Raw genomic sequence first — 19,387 nt, 5'->3', positions numbered from 1 at the left:
CCGCTTTCGGTCCAAACGCCATTCGCACATGCCGTGCAGGTCCTCTCTTTCAAAGGCCCGCGCCATTGGCCGGCTTTTGCCTGGACGACAGGCCTTCGATCTTGCCGGGCAGCCGGCGAAATGTTCTTGTAGCGATCGAAAATCGAATGCCTTCCAGAGAAGAACGAGGGGTCGCCGTGATTTCCGAAACCGCCGCGCGCCGGAGCAGCTACTGGCTGATTGCCATGGTGCTGGCAATGCTCGCGGGACTGCCGCTGGCCGTCTGGCTTGATATCAGCGATCTCTCGGGAAATACCCTGCGGCGTCAGGCCCGCGACATGAGTTCGCTGATCTCGAGCATCCGCTCCTATTATTCCGCCAATGTCGTAGGCCGTGTTCTGGCCGCCCACGCCAGCGGTGAGGCCGATGGCACGGTCGTCTCTCACAACTATGCCAATATACCGGGCGCCATCCCGCTGCCGGCCACACTTTCCCTGGAACTCGGCGATGTCATCAAGGAACAGCAGGCTAATATCACCTACCGTTTCGTCTCCGACCTACCGTTCAAAAGCCGCGCATCCCACGACCTCGACGATTTCGAGAGCAAAGCGCTTGCCGCGCTGCGCGCCAATCCGCAACAGACGCTGAACGATCTCAATCGTATCGGATTGACCGATACGTTGCGCTTCATCACCCCCGTCGTCATGGGCCAGGCCTGCGTTGCCTGCCACAATACCCACCCCGAAAGCCCGAAGACCGATTGGAAGGTGGGCGACGTGCGCGGCATCCAGGAAGTCATCATCCGCCAGCCTTATGCGAGCAACGTTTTCGCCTTCAAATACCTGCTCTGCTATTTTCTGTTCGTTGCCGTCATCGGCATCAGCTTCATTATCCTCCAGCGGCAACAGGCGCGTGCGATCCGCAGCGCCAACCAGGATCTGGAAGCGGCAAACGAGTTCCTCGCCAGCGTTTCCCTGAAGATTTCTCGCTATCTCTCGCCACAGATCTACAAAAGCATCTTCTCCGGGCAGAAGGACGTCGTCGTCCATACCGAGCGCAAACGCCTGACGATCTTCTTCTCCGACATCAAGGATTTCACCGCGACCACCGAGCGCCTGCAGCCGGAAGCGCTGACGGCGATGCTCAACGAATATCTGACCGAGATGTCGAACATCGCGCTCGAACATGGCGGCACGGTGGACAAGTTCATCGGCGACGCGATGCTGGTGTTTTTCGGCGACCCGGAAACCAAAGGTCCGGAGGAAGACGCAAAAGCCTGTCTGCGCATGGCCGTCGACATGCAGCGCCGCCTCGGCGAACTCAAGGACAGATGGCGCAGAAACGGCACCGAGGAGCCTTTCGTCGTCCGCATGGGGATCAATAGCGGTTATTGCAACGTCGGCAATTTCGGCAGCAGCGACCGCATGGACTACACGATCATCGGGGCGGAGGCCAATCTCGCAGCCCGGCTGCAATCGATAGCCCAGGGTGGAGAAATCGTCATCAGCTACGAAACCTATGCGCTAGTGAACGAGATCGTCGATGCCCACCCGCTGCCGCCGATCACGATGAAGGGCATACAGCGCGAGATCGTGCCCTATGCAGTGGATGGCCTGACACTCGGTGCGGATCATAAGAGCAAAGTGCTCAGCGAGCACCTCGCGGGCCTCGACCTGCATCTGGACATGGGCCGGCTGGAGCCGGCCGATCGCCTCCGGGTCAGGACGGCTCTCAGGGAGGCGATTGCCGCGCTGGACGAAACCGCGCCCGAGGCAGGCAGATCGTGACCGGATAGGGGCAAGCGTGATTTTTCCGCCCGCTTCCATATGCATCTGGACTTCTTATACCCGATCTGCTATCCCGCATCACCAATCGCAAGGCTGCGGCCGCGCGAACGTTATATTTTTGCCCCTGGCGCTGCGCCGCCGCCGGCATCAACCAACCAAAGGAACGTGATTCTCGTGCAGGTACTTGTCCGCGATAACAATGTCGATCAGGCTCTCCGCGCTCTCAAGAAGAAGATGCAGCGCGAAGGCATTTTCCGCGAAATGAAGATGCGCGACTACTACGAGAAGCCGTCGCAGAAGCGTGCTCGCGAAAAGGCAGAAGCCGTTCGCCGCGTTCGCAAGCTGGCCCGCAAGCGCGCCCAGCGCGAAGGTCTGGTCGCAGCACGCTGAGCGTTGCTGTCGTTTTTTTGACGTTTTCGGATGCATTGTGGCGGGGGCGATAGGTTCGCCACCGCCTTTTTTAGTTTGCCGCTGAAGATCGCATATCCCGGTATCGGATATGCCGCATGGGGAAAGCGAGCCCGAATGGCTGTCAACACCTTCAATCCGTCCCGCGCCTGGCGCCTGCAGAAAACCGCATTCCTGCCCGCTTTGGCGCTGGCGGCAATGTTTGGCCTCGCCGGCTGTGAGACGACAAACACCACAGATGCCGTGATCCGCATCGATAAGGCGCAGGGTTCGGAAGAGAATATCGCCTCGCTGACGGCAGTCATCAACGCCAATCCCAAGGATCCCGAAGGCTACAACGTCCGCGGTTCCGCCTATGGCCGCGGTGGCCAGTTCCGCCAGGCGCTGAACGATTTCAACACCGCATTGCAGATCAATCCGCGGTTTTTCCAGGCTTATGCCAACCGCGCCCTGGTCTATCGCAACATGGGCCAGCAGGCCCAGGCGATCAGCGACTACAATGCCGCGCTGCAGATCAACCCGAGTTACGACGTCGCCTATATCGGCCGCGGTAACGTCTATCGCATGGCCGGCCAGGACGACCAGGCGTTCAACGATTTCGACAAGGCGATCCAGCTCGGCACCACGGACGGCCGCGCCTATCACAATCGTGGCCTGATCTATCAGAAGCGCAATCAGCAGGACAAGGCGATCGACGATTTCTCGAAGGCGATCTCGCTCGCGCCGAATTCGCCCGAGCCCTATAATGGCCGCGGCATTTCCTATATCGCGCTGAACGACAACGACAACGCCTTTGCCGATTTCAACCATGCAATCGAACTCAATGGCAACATCGCCGAATCCTGGGCCAACCAGGCGCTGGTTTATGAGCGGCGCGGCGACAAGGCGAAGGCTGCCCGCTCCTATCGCCACGCCGTCGGCCTCGATCCCAAATACCAGCCGGCTCGCGACGGCCTTGCCCGCGTCGGCGTCGCCCCAGCCGGCTAAGGACATCAGTCGGGCGGCCGATATCTCGGCCGCCACATGGTCCGCCGTCCTCGATGACATATTATAGTATGTTGCAACCTCGTCTTGCTCCCCCTAACATGTCGCTGCTTCGATAGCTTGCTATCGGGCGTTCGAAACAGTTTGAGGGCGGCTTGCGAGAGATGCGGATCTTTGCTTTCCTGACCGCACGCAAAAGCCCTTGCCGGCAGCCAGTGCATGAGACGTGGCGAAACAGATGAAGATCGTCGCGCTGTTCTTTCCCAAGGCCTCGATCGGCACCTATCTCGTCGCCATGGCGGTGGCGATCGCCCTGCCGATCTTCGCCTTTGTAACGCTCCTTCTGCTGCAACTTGAGGACAACCAACGTTCGACGCTGAGGCGAGAGACGGCCCAGGATGCGCTTGCGCTTTCGCGCATCATCGACCGCCAGCTTCAGGATATGGCAACGACGCTGCGGCTGCTTTCGAGCTCACCGGAGCTCGAAAATGGTAATCTCGCCGCCTTCCACGAGCGCACGGAAACGGCCCTCCGAGACAATACGCTGTTCGTCATCGCCGTCGATCGCACCGGCCAGCAGCTGTTGAACACGCGCCGGGCTTTCGGCACGCCGCTGGGCAAGACGGCGAACATCCCCTCCCTTGAAGCCGCCATGGCCTCCGGTCGCATTGAGGCATCGGACGTCTTCCGCGGCCGGACCAGCGGCGATTGGGTCTATAACGTCACCCTGCCGCGCGCGGACGATCCCGTCGCAGCCCTCATCATCACGCAGGATGCCAAGGATCTGGGCAAGCTCGTGACGACCGAGGGTCTTGCCCCGGGCTGGTCGGCCGCCGTCATCGACCAGAGCGGTCACGTCGTCGCCGCCACCGGCCCCGCCAATCTCGAACCCGGCACGTCCTTCGACCCACGCATCCTGCCGGCGTTCACCGCGTCACGCGGCGTCTTCCAGGACGAGACGATCCTGCCGCACATGCTGCTCGGTTATGCCAGGATTCCCGGCTGGTCGTGGAAAACGGTGATCTGGGGACCGATCGCCCAGGCTTCGATTCTCAGCACCTGGCGTTTCCTCATCGTCGGCGGCGTAGCCCTGGTGCTCGTCGCTGTGCTCGGCGCCTATGCCGTTGCAAGGCAGGTGCGCACCACCATCCGCGATATCGCCGAAATGGCCAACCGCATGGGCGAAGGCCATATCGTCTCGCCGGTCGAGACCAGCGTCATCGAGGCGAACCAGGTGGCGATCGCCCTTTCGAATGCCTCCTTCGATCGCAGCCAGACCGAGGACCGGCTGCGCTTCGTCATGCACGAGCTCGTCCACCGCACCAAAAACCTTCTGACACTTGCCCAGGCCATGATGCGCCAGCTCGCCAAACAGGCCGACAGCGTCGAGACCTTTCAGGCCGCCGTCGCCGATCGCCTCGAGGGGCTGGTGCGTTCGATCGAGCTGCTGACCAGTGAGCAATGGGGGGGCGTGTCGCTGCGGCGGGTCGTCGACATCCACCTGCAGGCCTTCCCGCAATCGCGCGACCAGATCGATATCTCAGGCGAAGACTTCGTGCTGAAGCCGGATGCGGTGCAGAATCTCGGCCTTGCCCTGCATGAACTCGCCACAAACTCAGTAAAATACGGTGCGCTCTCCGTCCCGCAAGGCCGGGTCCGCTTCGAATGGCGCGACGTCAGGGAGGAAGACAAGCCGGATGCCCTGCTCCGCTTCACCTGGGAGGAAAGCGGCGGCCCGCCTGTCGCAGAGCCGACCCGCTCGGGTTTTGGCACGACCGTTATCAAGGCCCATGCCGCCTCCGCCTTCCGCGGCACGGTTCAGGTCGATTTTCGGCCCGAAGGCCTGTTGTGGGTGCTGACGGCGCAGCGCGCCACGCTGGAACGGGACTAGAGCAATTCCAGAAAAAGTGCGAAGCGGTTTTCCCAGGCAAAGCGCGTAGCGCTTTTGCCGGGAATTGCGTAAAAACAAAAGGTTAGAGCGGTTCGGCGTTTCCGTGAAACCTGAACCGCTCTAACTCAGGAACAATCGCTATCTCTACCCGTTTCGAACAGGTCGTTTCCAAGGAGAAAGACCATGTTCAAGCACACGATCATTGCCGCGGCTCTGGCAGCCGCTGCCTGGGCAAGTCCAGCAGGCGCGGAAAATTATGTCACGCTTGGCCGCCTGGTCTGCGGATCGGATGGCGGCCAGGGTCTGATCATCACCTCGCAGAAGAACCTCATCTGCACCTACACGCCGGCATCAGGCGGCGCCAAGGCTGTCTATGCCGGTAAAATCGAGAAGTTCGGTCTCGATATCGGCCAGACCGGCAAGAGCGTGATGATCTGGCAGGTGCTGGCCAAGACCGGCACGGATGTCCCGCAATTCGCCCTTGCCGGCGAATATTACGGCATCGGCGCTGATGCGAGCCTTGGTGCCGGCGCCGGCGCCAAGGTGATTGCCGGCGGCACCAACAAGGCCTTCATGCTGCAGCCATTGAATGTCCAGGCCCAGGAAGGGCTGAACCTGGCGATCGGCGTCGAGAAGATGACCCTGGTGCCGGGCGAGATATGATAAAAACAGACGTCCAACCTGGTTCGAACAGCCGCCCGAAGGCGGCTGTATCTAAGTTCATCAATGCGCGATGGCCTTGTTGATATCCTCGGTCATCTTCTTGGCATCGCCGAGCAGCATCATCGTGCCGTCCTTGTAGAACAGCGTATTGTCGATACCGGCATAACCCGAGCCGAGCGAGCGCTTGACGAAGAGGCAGGTCTTGGCTCGGTCGACGTCGAGGATCGGCATGCCGTAGATCGGCGAGGTCTTGTCGTCGCGGGCCGCCGGATTGGTGACGTCGTTGGCACCGATGACATAGGCGACGTCGGCCTGGGCAAATTCCGAATTGATGTCCTCGAGCTCGAAAACCTCATCATAGGGAACATTGGCTTCGGCCAGCAGCACGTTCATATGGCCGGGCATGCGGCCGGCGACCGGGTGGATCGCATATTTCACTTCGACGCCGTTCTTCTTGAGATTGTCGGCGAGTTCGCGCAGCGCATGCTGGGCCTGGGCAACCGCCATGCCGTAACCCGGCACGATGATGACCTTCGAGGCATTGGCCATCAGATAGGCCGCATCCTCGGCCGAGCCGAGCTTGACCGTCTTGTCTGTGGTGTCAGGCCCGCTGGACGCCGTCTCGCCGCCGAAACCGCCGAGGATGACGGAGACGAAGGAGCGGTTCATGCCCTTGCACATGATATAGGACAGGATCGCGCCGGAGGAACCGACGAGCGCGCCCGTGATGATCAGCGCCAGATTGCCGAGCGTGAAGCCGATGCCCGCCGCAGCCCAGCCGGAATAGGAATTCAGCATCGAGACGACGACCGGCATGTCGGCGCCGCCGATCGGCACGATCAGCAGCACGCCGAGCACCAGCGACAGCGCCACGACAGCCCAGAAGTCGAAATGGCTTTCCGTCACGGCAAGTCCGATGATGAAGAGCACGATCAGCGCCAGCAGGGTCGCGTTGATCAGATGCCGGTAGGGTAGCATGATCGGCTTGCCGGACATGCGCCCGTCGAGTTTCAGGAAGGCAATGATCGAGCCGGTGAAGGTGAGCGCACCGATCGCCACGCCGAGCGCCATCTCGACCCGCGCTTCGGTGTGGATGTGGCCGATCTCGCCGATGCCGAAGGAGGCGGGCGTATAGAGCGCCGAGGCTGCAACCAGCACGGCGGCAAGGCCGACCAGCGAATGGAAGCCGGCAACGAGCTGCGGCATCGAGGTCATGGCAATGGTGCGGGCGACATAGGCGCCGACGCTGCCGCCGATGGCAAGGCCGAGAACGATCAGCACGAAGCCGCCGAAGTTGGGCGTCGCCAGCACCAGCGTCGTGAGGATGGCGATCCCCATGCCGACCATGCCGTAGAGATTGCCCTTGCGGCTCGTCGCCGGATGGGAAAGACCGCGAAGCGCCAGGATGAAGAGGACGCCGGAGACGAGGTAGAGGAAAGCTGCGATATTGGTCATCGATCCCTCACCTGTCCTTCTTGCGGTACATCGAAAGCATCCGCTGCGTGACCAGGAAGCCGCCGAAGATGTTCACCGAGACCAACACCAGGGCAACAAAGCCGAAGCCGGTCGCAAGCCCGCTGGTGGAGATGCCAACCGCCAGCAGCGCGCCGACGACGATGACCGAGGAGATCGCATTGGTGACCGCCATCAGCGGCGTATGCAGCGCCGGCGTTACCGACCAGACGACGTAATAACCGACGAAGATCGATAAGACGAAGATCGCTAGCTGAAAGACGAAGGGATCGATCGCCCCACCGGTGGCAGCACTTGCCGCCTCCGGGGCGTGGGCAGCTGCGGTGGCGACGGCCGTTACCGCGTCGTTCAGTTGCTGAAGCGCTCTGTCCATTGCTTCACTGGCCATCAGAGATCTCCCTTCTTCGCGCCGCCGAAGGCGGGATGCACCACGTCGCCGGCATAAGTCAGCATCGTCGCCTTGACGAGTTCGTCGTCGAGATTGACGACAACCGTCCTGGTTTCCTTGTTGACCATGGTCTCGAGGAAGGTGACGAGGTTCTTGGCGTAGAGCGCCGAAGCACTGGCCGCGACCCGGCCCGGCATATTGGCGAAACCGATCACCTTGACGCCGTCGACATCGGCGATCTCGCCGGCAACGACACCCTCGATATTGCCGCCGCGCTCGACCGCGAGATCGACGGCAACAGCGCCCGGCTTCATCGCGGCGAGCATGGCCCGCGAAACGAGCCGCGGCGCCGCGCGACCGGGGATTAGCGCCGTGGTGATGACGATATCCTGCTTGGCGATATGTTCGGCCACCAGGGCTGCCTGCTTGCCTTGATAGTCGGCGGACATTTCCTTGGCATAGCCTCCGGCTGTTTCCGCCGCCTTGAACTCCTCGTCCTCGACGGCGATGAACTTGGCGCCGAGCGAGGCGACCTGTTCCTTGGCGGCCGGACGAACGTCGGTGGCCGAGACCGCAGCACCCAGGCGCCGCGCCGTGGCGATCGCCTGCAGGCCGGCGACGCCGGCGCCCATGACGAAGACCTTGGCGGCTGGCACGGTGCCGGCCGCCGTCATCATCATCGGCATGGCGCGGTCATAAACCGCAGCCGCCTCGATGACGGCCTGATAGCCGGCGAGATTGGCCTGGGACGACAGCACGTCCATGGACTGGGCGCGGGTAATGCGCGGCATCAGTTCCATCGCGAAGGCCGAAAGCCCGGCACTTGCCAGAGCCGCGATCGCCTCGTCGTTGCCGTAAGGGTCCATGATGGCGATGACGACAGCACCGCTCTTGTAACCCGATATCTCCGATGGGCTCGGGCGGCGCACCTTGAGCACCACGTCGGCGGCGGCTGCATCGGCAAAACTGCCGATCCGGGCGCCGGCGGCCTCGAACTCTCCGTCCGGAAGGCGCGACGCCGCACCGGCACCGGCTTCGACGACGACGTCGAAGCCGAAATTCTTCATTTTCTTCACGGTCTCGGCGGAGGCCGCGACACGCGTCTCCTCGCCTGCAATTTCTCTTGCAACGAAAACGATATTGCCCAACTGCCCCCTCCTCCGGGTCAGCCAGACCGCCGCAGGCTTCCCTGCGCAGGCCAAGCACCTAAAGCATGTCGCGCAAAACTGTCCGTCGGTCCTGCGATAACGATAACGAGAAAGTAAAGACCTGAAGCGCGAAGAGCGAATCTGAAAGATCGCGACGCGCCTCGGTCACAAAGCTTCGGCGAAGCCCTCCCCTTTGCCGCGATCAGCGGAACAGGAAGACGCCGACAGCGAGTAGAATGATGAAAACGAAGAGACCGCCAAGAAGGCCGGCGCCGCCGAAGAAACCGGCGGTCATCGCAAGCAGGAGGACGATGAGAAGCATCGAGCCGTATTTCGTGGCGGTGATGAACATGTCGTAGGTCTTTTCATGTTCCTTGTAGTCCATCGGCGCGCCGGTCTCGACCGGTCCGGTATGATGTTCAGCCATAAATATCGTCTCCCTGAAATGCCTCTGCGCTGCCTGATTCCCCCGGCTGGCGAGGGAAATCCCTGCTTGCAGGAATTACACAATGAGAGAGGAAAGCGCAATGCATGAGAATGCCGCAGCCTCGCGTCAAAACCACCTATCCCGAGGCGAAAAAACATGAGGGGCGCTGACTGCGGATCTGGTCATCGCCCCTCATTATTCTAACCCAGGTCCTCTCCCGGAAGAGAGGAAGAAATCAGAGCGGCAAGTCGGTTCCAAGTTGGCCTTGCGGCACGAAGCGCGCCGTCGGAATGATGGTGAGCGGCGGCAATGTGTCGTTGGGATTGCGCGAAAACATCATGCGCTGCTCGCTGGCGCTGGAGATGAAGAAGGGGTAACGCGTCAACAGCTTGCGTCCGACCTCGATCACATTCGTCGACATCAGCGTCACGTCAACCCCGTAACTCTCCGCCAGTCGGCCGGGCACAATCGTATCGGCATAGAAGACCCGCTTATAGAAGGCGGCATGCGGCGGCCGGACGGACTGAATAACGCGGTCCGCCCGGAAATAGGCTGCCGCCACGATGGCGGGTCTCAGCGTCAGATAGGGAACCCATGGCATGTTGGCGGTGAGTTCAGGATCGGCCGCGAAACGCGCCGGGTCGATCAAGGTCAGCCCGGCGTCCAGAAGCTCATCCATCGCCTCGGGAAAGGCCTCTCCGGACCGGCTGATACGATGCTCCGGCGTCACATAGTGAATTCGAATCGTACTGACCAGTTCGCCATAATAGTACAGGCCAAAGATATAGGCATGGCTGTCGAAATCGACATCGTCCAACAGACCTTCCGGGGCAAGCGAAAGCGCACCGTGGGCCTTGTACGCCTTGTAGCGCAGCCGTTCCACCTCCTCCATGTCTTCGCTGCTCTCAACACGGCGATATTCGACGTGGTCCAAAATTTCCAAAATTTTCGTGCTGAAATCATTACGCGTGAACAGTGTGTCTGACATATTTTGATCCGCTCGTTAACGGATCATTAATCATACGCCAGCGAAATTTAGGCAAGGAAATCCGATAATTCGGCCCGTATATAAAGTATTAAGGTTAACGTCGCGAAAGGTTTTCAGCGGAAAAAAAATGTGGCAGCGGAGCGCTCAGGCGACCTTGTTGCGGCGACGCTGAACGGTCCGGCGGCCGATGCCCTGCTGTAACAGCGGGATGTTCTTGGAAGGCACCGGCTGAGAGAAAACATAGCCTTGCACGAGATCGGTGCTGCGGTGCTTGTTGAGCAGGGCGAGTTGCTCGTCGGTCTCGACGCCCTCGATGACGATCTTCAGTCCCAATTCGCGGGCGAGATGGACCGTGCCGCGCAACAGCTTGAGGCGGCGGTTATCCTCAACGATGTTGCGGACGAAGGAGCGATCGATCTTGACGATATCGAGCGGCAGCGTGTCGAGATAGCTGAGACTGGAGAAGCCGGTGCCGAAATCGTCGATGGCGATGGTGATGCCGCGGGCCCTGAGCTCCGCCAGGATGGCACGCACGGCCGCAGGCTCGTCGATCAGGCAGCTTTCTGTGATTTCGAGATGCAGCCGCGCCGCATCGAGTCCGGAATGGGCAAGCGCGTCGGCGACCACCGAGAGGATGTCGGCATCCCTAAGGTCCCGCGCCGAGAGATTGACCGAGACGGCGATATGATCAGGCCAGTTCATGCATTCGCCGCATGCCTTGAACAGGACGAAGCGGGTAATGTCGGAGATGATGCCCATATCCTCTGCGAGCCGGATGAAGACATCGGGCGGGATCGAACCCTTCTCCGGATGCACCCAGCGCGCCAAGGCCTCGGCGCATTCGATCCGCGAACCGTCGGCCCGGAACATCGGCTGAAAGACCAGATGTAATGCCTGGGCGGAAACCGCTTCGCGCAGATCCGCCTTCAGCTTCTGCTGCTCGATATAGCGGCCATCCATCTCCCGCTCGAAGCCGGATATGCCGCCCCTGAAGCGCGACTTGCTTTCGAACAGGGCAAGATCCGCCTTGACGCTCCATTCGTCCATCGCGAAGGCGGTGCTCTCGAGAATCGCGTAACCGGCACTGAGCGAAACCAGGAAGGTCAGCTCATCGACCGCGTAATGGCCCTGGATGGCAGCGTGCACGCGGCGGATCTCGACGTCGAGGGAGGCCGGCTCCTTCGCATGCGGAAAGAACAGGATGAACTGGTCGCCCATCAGCCGGCCGAGAATGGCGTTGCCGGAGGCCTGCTTGATCCGGGCGGCGATAGCGCAGAGCAGATGATCGCCGGTGACGTGGCCACGCATGTCGTTGACATGTTTGAATTCGTCGATATCGAGAACCATGAAGCCGAGCGGCCCGGACTTCCGCTGATGTTTGGCGAGATACTCCTGCACCAGTTGCCCGAAATACTCTCTGTTCGGCAGGCCCGTCAGCGCGTCGAAGCGGACCATATGCATGATCTTCTGTTCCGCCTTCACCCGGCTCGACACATCCTCGAAGATCAGCACGGCGCCGCCATCGGCCCTTCGGCTGGCGGAGAATTCCAGCGACAGACCCTCGGGGAAATGTATGAGCGTGCGCGATAGGTTGCCTTCGGCGACCTGGGTCAGTTGGCGCAGGATGAGCTCCGGCTGCGAGGCGTCCATGAAGCTGTAGCGCGCGCCGTAACGCAGCACGGCGCCGAGGTCGCGCTCCTTCAGCCGTTCCGGCGCACCGATCTTCAGAAGCTCGCAGGCCTTGCGATTGACGACCTGGATGCGGTTTTCGGCATCGACCATGACCAAGCCGTGCGGCATGTTGTTGAGCGCCGTGTCGAAACGGTCGGCGATGATGGTGATTTCCCGGCGCGCAATGACATTCTCGAAGAGAAACTCGCGCACACCATTCGCCATGGCCCGGGTCGTCAGCCAGAAAGGAATGAGGAAGATCGACAGCAGACCACGATAAAAATCCAGCGCCAGCAGGCTGCCGATGATCATCGGCAGGCAGCAAAAGAACGTCTGGAGGTCGACTGCGAAGCGCGAGCCGTAATTGCGGCCGACGACGGAAACCATGGTCGCCATGGTGACGGAAATGCAGGCAAGCTCCGCAAAGGAATCATGCACGACGAAGATGGCGTAGCCGCTGGCGATACCGAGGAGCGCGGTGGTGCAGGATCCGCTGGCAACCAGAATCCACTCCCAACGCTCGATTCGGGCGTGCGACAGACTTTGCTTGTCGACACGATCGAACTGCCGGAAGATGGCCATGCGAGCGCCGAAAACCAGAAGGAAGGCGGCCGACAGCAGGATGTAGATGGAGTATTGCGTCTTGGCAGCCACTGCAAGGCACGTCGCAACATGCACGATCACGCCAACGAGAAGCGTCATGCGGTTCCCGGAAAGGGAGCTCACAAACGACAGATACACATCTAAAGGGACCCTGTTCGGGTTATCCGGCTTCATCCACACTTTCCCTGTGCGCGGGAATTCTAGGCTCAACCCTTTAAAAATTGATTTCAATGGAATCAAACATTTGGGTAAATTTTCTAAAACCATAGGATGAACCGGACATCCTAGACGCGCCGTTGCAGCCTTTTGGCGAGATTATTGAAATTTTTTATCCACGCCAGGGTTGTTGAATTATGAGACACTCACACTGCCTGGTCATCGGATCTAAGACTATACTCTAAGGCGAGGCATTTATCCTTCCAATTTCGAAGGCCGTGGTCTACATCGATTGCAAGAGGGAAAGCTGCCGGAAAAACGGCAGGACAAGAACAAGGGAAACGAATGTCGGGACTTCTGGCGGCAAGCCGGCTGATCGATTCGGTCAGTCGGATCATGGGCAAACTTTCCGAATATATGGTGCTGTTCTGCTGTCTGATCAGCGCCGGAAACGCCATCGTCCGCTACGCCTTCAACTACAGTTCGAACGGCTGGCTCGAGATCCAATGGTATCTCTTCGCCTTCGTCGTGATGCTCGGCGCCTCGCATGCGTTGCGCAACAACGAGCATGTCCGCGTCGACCTGATCTATGGTGCGGTTTCCGACAAAGCGAAGATCTGGATCGACATCGTCGGCCTCCTCATCTTTCTCATTCCCGTCTGCATATTCCTCACTTGGCTATGCTGGCCCTTCTTCACGCTCTCCTACCAGCAGGGCGAAATATCGGGCAACGCCGGCGGACTGATCCGGTGGCCCGTGAAGCTGATCCTCGTGGCTGGCTTCGCACTGCTTTCCCTTCAAGGCGTTTCCGAGGTGATCAAGCGGATCGCCGCCCTCACCGGCGAAATCAGCATCGACACCAAATACGAAAAGCCGCTGCAGTAGCGCGCCCTGGAGGAACGGTTTTGTTTGATTTCGGCATCATTCCGCCGGCCATGTTCCTAGGCATGGTCATCTTCATGCTCTACGGGTTTCCGGTCGCTTTTTCGCTCGCCGCCGTCGGCATGTTCTTCGGCATTATCGGCATCATCACCGGCCATTTCAGCGAAGCCTTTCTGCAAGCGCTGCCGCTGCGCTTTTTCGGCATCGTCTCCAACGACCTCCTGCTCGCAATTCCCTTCTTCACCTTCATGGGAGCGATATTGGAACGCTGCGGGCTTGCCGAAGATCTGCTCGAAGGCACCGGCAAGCTCTTCGGCGGCATTCCCGGCGGCCTCGCCTATGCCGTCATCCTCGTCGGCGCCGTGCTCGGCGCGATCACCGGCACGGTGGCCGCCTCCGTCATCACCATGGGCGTGATCTCGCTGCCGATCATGCTGCGTTATGGCTACAGCCCGCGCCTTGCCACCGGCGTCATCGCCGCTTCCGGCACCATAACGCAGGTGATCCCGCCTTCGCTGGTGCTCGTCGTTCTCGCCGATCAGCTCGGCCGGTCGGTCGGCGACATGTATCTCGGCGCCATCGGCCCCTCCATCCTGCAGGTGACGATTTTCATCCTCTTCATCCTGGTGATGTCGATCATCCGGCCGAAATCGATGCCGCCGCTGCCGAAAGAGGTGCGCGGCGATTTCAACTGGGCGCTGCTGGTAAAGGTGCTGATGGGCATGGTGCCCTCGATCGTGCTGATTTTCCTGGTGCTCGGCACGATCTTCATGGGCCTTGCAACGCCGACCGAAGCGGGTGCGCTGGGCGTCGTCGGCGCCATGGCGCTCGCCGCCATGAATCGCCGCCTCACCTGGCCGCTGATCCGCGAAGCGATGACATCGACCACCCACATCACATCAATGGTGGTGATGATCCTGATCGGCTCCACCTGCTTCAGCCTGGTGTTTCAGGGCATGGACGGCTCGCGCTGGATCGAGCACATGCTGTCGGGCATTCCCGGCGGCCCAGTCGGCTTTCTGATCTTCGTCAACATCTTCATCTTCGTGCTCGCCTTCTTCCTCGATTTCTTCGAGATCGCCTTCATCGTCATCCCGATGCTCGCCCCCGTCGCCTCCAGTCTCGGCATCGACCTGATCTGGTTCGGCGTTCTGATCTGCGTCAACATGCAGACGAGCTTCATGCATCCGCCCTTCGGCTTCGCGCTGTTCTACCTGCGTTCGATCGCCAGCAAGGACGTCAAGACCTCGGATATCTACATGGGCGCGCTCCCCTGGGTCGGCATGCAGCTGATCCTGGTGGCGATCGTAATCTTCTGGCCGCAATCGGTGACCTATTGGCTGGATCACGGCCCGAAGGTCGACCCGAACTCGATCAAGATCGAAGTCCCGGGCTTCGGCGGCCAGCTCGGCCTGCCGCCACTCGGCGGCGGCAAGGACTCGCCGCAGATTCCCGGCCTGACCCTGCCGCCACTCGGCCTGCCAGGAGCACCGCCGCCCCCCGCCAAATAAAGAGCTAAAACAGAACCCCGGACCAAGTGATCCGGGGTTCTGATATTCGTGTCAGCCGCCGATGGAAGCCCTCAGAGCTTTCCGGCCCGCTGCTGGATCATCATGAACGTATCGAAAGTGTATTCCGAAAGCTGCATCCAGAGATAGGCGTCCCGCTTGAAGGCGGTCTGATCCTCGTAGATCTTTTTGAAATACTGGTTGGTGCCCGAGATTTCGCTGTAGATGCCGGTCGCCGCCTGGAAGCAGGCTTCCATGATCTCCTGGCTGAACGGGCGCAGCGTCGCACCTTCCGCAACGAGCTGCTTCAGCGCCGTCGGATTCTTCGAGTCGTACTTCGCCAGCATGTTGGTGTTGGCGAAGGCGCAGGCATCGGTCAGCGCCGCCTGATAATGCTTCGGCAGGTTGCTCCATTTCTCAAGGTTGAAGAAACCATGCACCGTCGGGCCGCCTTCCCACCAGCCCGGATAATAGTAGTACTTCGCCACCTTGTGGAAGCCGAGCTTCAGGTCGTCATAGGGGCCGACGAATTCTGCCGCATCGATCGTGCCTTTTTCCAACGCCGGATAGATGTCGCCGCCGGCGATCTGCTGCGGGACGACGCCGACCTTCTCCATGACGCGGCCGGCAAGACCGGCAATGCGCATCTTGACCCCCTTGAGGTCATCGAGCGTATTGATCTCCTTGCGGAACCAGCCGCCCATCTGCGCGCCGGTATTGCCGGCCGGCAAGGCATACATGCCCTGCGTTGCGTAGAACTCGTTCATCAGCTTGTTGCCGTTGCCCTCGTAGAACCACGCATTGGTCAGGCGGCTGTTCAGCCCGAAGGGAATGGCCGTTCCGAAGGCATAGGCCGGATCCTTGCCGACGAAATAATAGGAGGTCGTATGGGCTGCCTCGACCGTGCCGGCGGCCACCGCATCGACGGCCTGCAGGCCAGGCACGATTTCACCGGCCGCGAAGGGCTGGATCGTAAAATTGCCGTCTGTCGCGGCAGCGACATGCTTGGCGATATCCTCGGCGCCGCCATAGATCGTATCCAAGCTCTTCGGAAACGACGACGTCATGCGCCACGCGATCTTCGGATTTTCCTGCGCGATCGCAGGCGCTGCCAATGCCGTTGCGGCTACCGCGCCGGCGCTGGCGGTTCCCGCCTTCTTGAAAAACGAACGACGATCCATCAAAAACCTCCCGTATAGATGGCACTGCGCGGCCAATCTTCACCCCACCCGCAGCCGGGGCAAACCTAAGCATGGCGGGGGCCGCGATTCAAGCTTTAGTCTATTAGCCTTTGGCATCAAGACGGCAATAGGAGAATGCGAGTGCAACTATCAAAATCAGCGGCTTAGCAGCCAAGCCGGAACCAGGGCAGCTTCGGCCGTATTTTGGCCCCCCGACACAGCCAAGCGTTGACTTAAGGGCCGTTCTGGCGCCAGAAACACAGTGCAGAAAGTTTTTACCGGGGTTGATATGACGAAACCGATCGTTGCCATTCCTGCCGATATCCGCAGCTTCGACGGCGCGACGTGGCATGCCGTGCAGCATCAATATGTGAGGGCCGCCTTGAATGCAGCCGGCGTCATGGCCTTCATCATCCCCGCCTTCGAGGCAGGCTACGATACCGACGCGATCCTCGACCGCGTCGACGGCCTCCTGGTTTCCGGCTCGGCCAGCAACGTGCATCCTTCTCTCTACGGTGCCGAGGCGAACGAGCGGGACGGTCCGTTCGACCCTGCCCGCGACGCCACCAGCCTGCCGCTGATCCGCCGCGCGATCGACCGCGCCATCCCGCTGTTCGCCATCTGCCGCGGCATCCAGGAGCTGAACGTCGCGCTCGGTGGCTCGCTGGCAAGCGAGATCCACGAGCAGCCCGGCATTTGGGACCATCGCCGGCCGGACGGCGTCGACCGCGACGGCATGTACGCCGTTCGCCAAAGCGTCTACGTCAAGGAAGGCTCCTGCATCGCAAGCATTCTCGGCCCCGGCGAAATTCGCGTGAATTCCCTGCACCGGCAGGCGATCGCCAGGACCGCGCCGCGCCTGCAGGTGGAAGCGATCGCCGAAGACGGCACGGTTGAGGCCGTCTCCGTCATCGACGCCAAGGCCTTCGCCGTCGGCGTGCAATGGCATCCGGAGTACTGGGCCGAAACCGACAAGCCTTCGAACCAGCTATTTGAAGCTTTCGGCGACGCCGTCCACGCCTACGCCGCCGGCAAGCTGCCGGTCACCTCCGCGCAGGCGATCGTTTGACGGCGCAGTCGCGAGAGCAATTCCAGGAAAAGTGCGAAGCGGTTATCCGTCCGGAATTGCGTAAAAACAAAAGTGAGAGCGGTTCAGCGCTTCCGCTTTTGCGGCGTCTCCGGCACCGGCGTCAGCGCGGCTCCCGTCTCGAACCAGGCGATGAGATTATCGGCGACGAGATCGGCCATGGCGTTGCGGGTCGGCACCGACGCGGAGGCAACATGCGGCAGGAGCACCGCATTGGCCGGTTCCAACAGGCCGGCCGGCACTGTGGGCTCATCATAGAAGACATCGAGGCCGGCTGCTCCGAGCGCGCCGGAGGTTAGTGCCATGCTCAGCGCCTCCTCGTCCACGCTCCAGCCGCGGCCGACATTGACGAGAATGCCGTCCGGGCCGAGTGCTGCCAGAATCTCGGCATCGATCGTTTTATGCGTCTGCGGCGTCTTCGGAACGATGGCGATCAGCGTATCCACCGCTTCCGCCAGCCCCTTCAGCGTCGGGTGATAATCATAGGGTGCATCGGCGTGACGCGAGCGCGTGTGATAGCTGATCTTCACCTTGAACGGCTCGAGACGCTTGGCGATTTCAAGCCCAATGCGGCCAAGGCCGTAGAGCCCGACATGACGGCCATTGAGCGAGAAGCGCGACAGCGGATAGGTCACGCCCGGCTTCCAGTTGCCGGCGCGCAGCCAGGCCTCGGCCCGCGGCAGTTCGCGGATCGTATTCAGGAGCAGACCGATTGCCGTATCGGCGACCTCGTCAGTCAAAACATCAGGCGTATTGGTGACGACGATGCCCTTTTCGGCGGCACGCTTCACATCCATACCGTCATAACCGACGCCGAAGCTGGCGATCACCTCGACACCAGGCAACTGATCCATCCAGGCGCCGGGAAAAGCGCCGGAGACGGCAACGCCGCGGATGCGGCCGGCGGTCTCACCGTCGAGTGCAAGCTTTTCCGCGCGCGGAACGGCGATAATCTCAAAACGATCCTTCAGGCTTTCGAGAACACGCTCGTGTATCTTCCCAGGAACGAGAATGGCGATGCGGGACATGGCTTTTCCTCTTGGGGCGGCCGTCTTGGTTCAGGCGCGGGGCCGATGGGGACTGGTGGACTGGCGAATGCGCATTTCCGGCTTGATCAGATGCATGCCGTCGGGCTCGTGGCTGCCGGCCAGGCGATCGAGCAGCGCCCGGGCGGCCAGGCGCCCGACCTCGGCCTGGCCGTTCCAGACGGTCGTCAGCGCCGGCGTCGCAATCGACGCCTCCTCGAGATCGTCATAACCGGTAACGGAAATGTCGCGTCCCGGCATCAAGCCGGCGCGCGCAATGCCGTTCATCAACCCGATCGCCACGAGATCGTTCCAGCAGACGGCCGCCGTCGGCTTCTGCGGCAGCGACAGGAAGTGCACGGCGGCCTCGAAGCCGCCCTGTTTCGAGCGCGGGCCGGGAATGCGCAGGTTCGGATCGACCTCGATGCCGGCCTTGCGCAGCGCATTGACATAACCCTGGTAGCGATCGCGGCCAGTCGAGGTCTGGTCCGTGCCGCCGATCATCGCGATCGAGCGGTGACCAAGGCCGATCAAGTGGTTGGTGGCCAGCGAGATGCCGTAGCTGTCATCGCCGCGATAGGTCGGCAGGTCTTGGCCCTCCATCGAGCGGGCGACCAGGATCGCCGGCATGCCGTTTTCTTCCGCCAGCTGCACGTCCTCAGGCGGCGTGCCGATCGCCGGCGACATGATGACACCGTCGCCGCCGAGCTGCAGCAGCGTCTCGATGAAGGTACGCTGCTTTTCGACATTGTCGTAATGGTTGGAAAGGATGAACGTGTGGCGGCTGCGATCGAGCTCGCTTTCGATCGCCTTCAGGATTTCCCCGTAGAAGGGGTTCATGATGTCGTGCACGACGACACCGATGATGCCGGAGCGCGAGGTGCGAAGGCTGGCGGCGCGGCGATTGTAGATATAGCCGAGCGCGCGCGCCTGTTCCTTGATCTTTTCCCGGGTATTGCCGGCGACAAGCGGGCTATCGCGTAAGGCAAGCGATACGGTCGCCGTTGAAATGCCGAGAGTTTCGGCGATCGTCGAAAGCTTGATCTTCTGGACCACGTGTCCTCCTCCAGGCAGCACGCAAGACAGTGAGACCTCGCCGGAAAACCGGCGCGGCCCCTTAAAATGTTTAATTAAAAGA

17 protein-coding genes are annotated in these 19,387 nt (G+C 61.0%); 8 read left to right on the top strand and 9 right to left on the bottom strand.

Annotated features, from left to right (window positions below; all coding sequences use genetic code 11):
• Positions 1–146 precede the first annotated feature (146 nt).
• From FFM81_RS02945 to FFM81_RS02925, 5 genes are all read left to right on the top strand, one after another.
• Positions 147–1,766 (top strand): adenylate/guanylate cyclase domain-containing protein, encoded by a 1,620-nt coding sequence (locus FFM81_RS02945; protein ID WP_138385324.1) that lies wholly within the window; start codon positions 147–149, stop codon positions 1,764–1,766.
• A 174-nt stretch (positions 1,767–1,940) separates the two neighbouring features.
• On the top strand, positions 1,941–2,156 hold the full coding sequence (rpsU, locus tag FFM81_RS02940) for a 30S ribosomal protein S21 (RefSeq protein ID WP_003542939.1): 216 nt from the start codon (positions 1,941–1,943) through the stop codon (positions 2,154–2,156).
• A gap of 135 nt (positions 2,157–2,291) precedes the next feature.
• Positions 2,292–3,161 (top strand): tetratricopeptide repeat protein, encoded by an 870-nt coding sequence (locus FFM81_RS02935; protein ID WP_003566592.1) that lies wholly within the window; start codon positions 2,292–2,294, stop codon positions 3,159–3,161.
• A gap of 235 nt (positions 3,162–3,396) precedes the next feature.
• The gene (locus FFM81_RS02930) at positions 3,397–5,049 is read left to right on the top strand and encodes a sensor histidine kinase (RefSeq protein ID WP_003566593.1); all 1,653 of its coding nucleotides are present in this window, start codon (positions 3,397–3,399) and stop codon (positions 5,047–5,049) included.
• Positions 5,050–5,232: 183 nt separating this feature from the next.
• Positions 5,233–5,712, top strand: coding sequence for a DUF992 domain-containing protein (locus FFM81_RS02925; protein WP_003566594.1), 480 nt, complete (start codon positions 5,233–5,235; stop codon positions 5,710–5,712).
• 60 nt (positions 5,713–5,772) lie between these two features.
• On the opposite strand, the gene FFM81_RS02920 is transcribed toward FFM81_RS02925, so the two are convergent.
• The 6 genes from FFM81_RS02920 to FFM81_RS02895 form a co-directional block, all read right to left on the bottom strand.
• A complete protein-coding gene (locus tag FFM81_RS02920) occupies positions 5,773–7,167 on the bottom strand; it encodes an NAD(P)(+) transhydrogenase (Re/Si-specific) subunit beta (RefSeq protein ID WP_138385323.1) in 1,395 nt (464 codons plus the stop codon).
• A gap of 7 nt (positions 7,168–7,174) precedes the next feature.
• Positions 7,175–7,573 carry a proton-translocating transhydrogenase family protein gene (locus FFM81_RS02915; protein WP_003582338.1) on the bottom strand — a complete coding sequence of 133 codons (399 nt, stop codon included), beginning with the start codon at positions 7,571–7,573 and terminating at the stop codon, positions 7,175–7,177.
• On the bottom strand, positions 7,573–8,721 hold the full coding sequence (locus FFM81_RS02910; protein WP_003566597.1) for a Re/Si-specific NAD(P)(+) transhydrogenase subunit alpha: 1,149 nt from the start codon (positions 8,719–8,721) through the stop codon (positions 7,573–7,575). The genes FFM81_RS02915 and FFM81_RS02910 overlap by 1 nt, the downstream gene beginning before the upstream one ends.
• Before the next feature lie 202 nt (positions 8,722–8,923).
• Positions 8,924–9,148 carry an aa3-type cytochrome c oxidase subunit IV gene (locus tag FFM81_RS02905; RefSeq protein WP_003566599.1) on the bottom strand — a complete coding sequence of 75 codons (225 nt, stop codon included), beginning with the start codon at positions 9,146–9,148 and terminating at the stop codon, positions 8,924–8,926.
• Between the two features lie 235 nt (positions 9,149–9,383).
• Positions 9,384–10,136 (bottom strand): N-acyl amino acid synthase FeeM domain-containing protein, encoded by a 753-nt coding sequence (locus tag FFM81_RS02900; RefSeq protein WP_003566601.1) that lies wholly within the window; start codon positions 10,134–10,136, stop codon positions 9,384–9,386.
• Positions 10,137–10,280: 144 nt separating this feature from the next.
• On the bottom strand, positions 10,281–12,584 hold the full coding sequence (locus FFM81_RS02895) for a putative bifunctional diguanylate cyclase/phosphodiesterase (protein ID WP_025417067.1): 2,304 nt from the start codon (positions 12,582–12,584) through the stop codon (positions 10,281–10,283).
• Positions 12,585–12,911: 327 nt separating this feature from the next.
• Here FFM81_RS02895 and FFM81_RS02890 point away from each other — a divergent pair, with 327 nt between their 5' ends.
• Together FFM81_RS02890 and FFM81_RS02885 are read left to right on the top strand one after the other, a co-directional pair.
• A complete protein-coding gene (locus FFM81_RS02890) occupies positions 12,912–13,451 on the top strand; it encodes a TRAP transporter small permease subunit (RefSeq protein WP_138385322.1) in 540 nt (179 codons plus the stop codon).
• 20 nt (positions 13,452–13,471) lie between these two features.
• Positions 13,472–14,959 (top strand): TRAP transporter large permease, encoded by a 1,488-nt coding sequence (locus FFM81_RS02885; protein WP_128399314.1) that lies wholly within the window; start codon positions 13,472–13,474, stop codon positions 14,957–14,959.
• A gap of 71 nt (positions 14,960–15,030) precedes the next feature.
• On the opposite strand, the gene FFM81_RS02880 is transcribed toward FFM81_RS02885, so the two are convergent.
• On the bottom strand, positions 15,031–16,137 hold the full coding sequence (locus tag FFM81_RS02880; protein ID WP_003566607.1) for a TRAP transporter substrate-binding protein: 1,107 nt from the start codon (positions 16,135–16,137) through the stop codon (positions 15,031–15,033).
• A 289-nt stretch (positions 16,138–16,426) separates the two neighbouring features.
• Here FFM81_RS02880 and FFM81_RS02875 point away from each other — a divergent pair, with 289 nt between their 5' ends.
• Positions 16,427–17,206, top strand: coding sequence for a gamma-glutamyl-gamma-aminobutyrate hydrolase family protein (locus tag FFM81_RS02875; RefSeq protein ID WP_138385321.1), 780 nt, complete (start codon positions 16,427–16,429; stop codon positions 17,204–17,206).
• Positions 17,207–17,289: 83 nt separating this feature from the next.
• Here the strand turns inward: FFM81_RS02875 and FFM81_RS02870 are convergent, their stop codons facing one another.
• Positions 17,290–18,252 (bottom strand): 2-hydroxyacid dehydrogenase, encoded by a 963-nt coding sequence (locus FFM81_RS02870; RefSeq protein WP_138385320.1) that lies wholly within the window; start codon positions 18,250–18,252, stop codon positions 17,290–17,292.
• Between the two features lie 30 nt (positions 18,253–18,282).
• The gene (locus FFM81_RS02865) at positions 18,283–19,305 is read right to left on the bottom strand and encodes a LacI family DNA-binding transcriptional regulator (RefSeq protein ID WP_003566610.1); all 1,023 of its coding nucleotides are present in this window, start codon (positions 19,303–19,305) and stop codon (positions 18,283–18,285) included.
• Positions 19,306–19,387: the final 82 nt, after the last annotated feature.

The sequence above is a fragment of the Rhizobium hidalgonense genome, assembly GCF_005862185.2.
Classification (GTDB): Bacteria; Pseudomonadota; Alphaproteobacteria; order Rhizobiales; family Rhizobiaceae; genus Rhizobium; species Rhizobium hidalgonense.
The sequence above is the reverse complement of the archived record's forward strand: the minus strand, read 5'-3'. Positions and strand labels throughout refer to the sequence as shown.

Coding starts and splice junctions, on each gene's coding strand:
- FFM81_RS02945 (WP_138385324.1), top strand. CDS start 147: ATGCCTTCCAGAGAAGAACGAGGGGTCGCCGTGATTTCCGAAACCGCC.
- FFM81_RS02935 (WP_003566592.1), top strand. CDS start 2,292: ATGGCTGTCAACACCTTCAATCCGTCCCGCGCCTGGCGCCTGCAGAAA.
- FFM81_RS02930 (WP_003566593.1), top strand. CDS start 3,397: ATGAAGATCGTCGCGCTGTTCTTTCCCAAGGCCTCGATCGGCACCTAT.
- FFM81_RS02925 (WP_003566594.1), top strand. CDS start 5,233: ATGTTCAAGCACACGATCATTGCCGCGGCTCTGGCAGCCGCTGCCTGG.
- FFM81_RS02920 (WP_138385323.1), bottom strand. CDS start 7,167: ATGACCAATATCGCAGCTTTCCTCTACCTCGTCTCCGGCGTCCTCTTC.
- FFM81_RS02915 (WP_003582338.1), bottom strand. CDS start 7,573: ATGGCCAGTGAAGCAATGGACAGAGCGCTTCAGCAACTGAACGACGCG.
- FFM81_RS02905 (WP_003566599.1), bottom strand. CDS start 9,148: ATGGCTGAACATCATACCGGACCGGTCGAGACCGGCGCGCCGATGGAC.
- FFM81_RS02900 (WP_003566601.1), bottom strand. CDS start 10,136: ATGTCAGACACACTGTTCACGCGTAATGATTTCAGCACGAAAATTTTG.
- FFM81_RS02895 (WP_025417067.1), bottom strand. CDS start 12,584: ATGAAGCCGGATAACCCGAACAGGGTCCCTTTAGATGTGTATCTGTCG.
- FFM81_RS02890 (WP_138385322.1), top strand. CDS start 12,912: ATGTCGGGACTTCTGGCGGCAAGCCGGCTGATCGATTCGGTCAGTCGG.
- FFM81_RS02880 (WP_003566607.1), bottom strand. CDS start 16,137: ATGGATCGTCGTTCGTTTTTCAAGAAGGCGGGAACCGCCAGCGCCGGC.
- FFM81_RS02875 (WP_138385321.1), top strand. CDS start 16,427: ATGACGAAACCGATCGTTGCCATTCCTGCCGATATCCGCAGCTTCGAC.
- FFM81_RS02870 (WP_138385320.1), bottom strand. CDS start 18,252: ATGTCCCGCATCGCCATTCTCGTTCCTGGGAAGATACACGAGCGTGTT.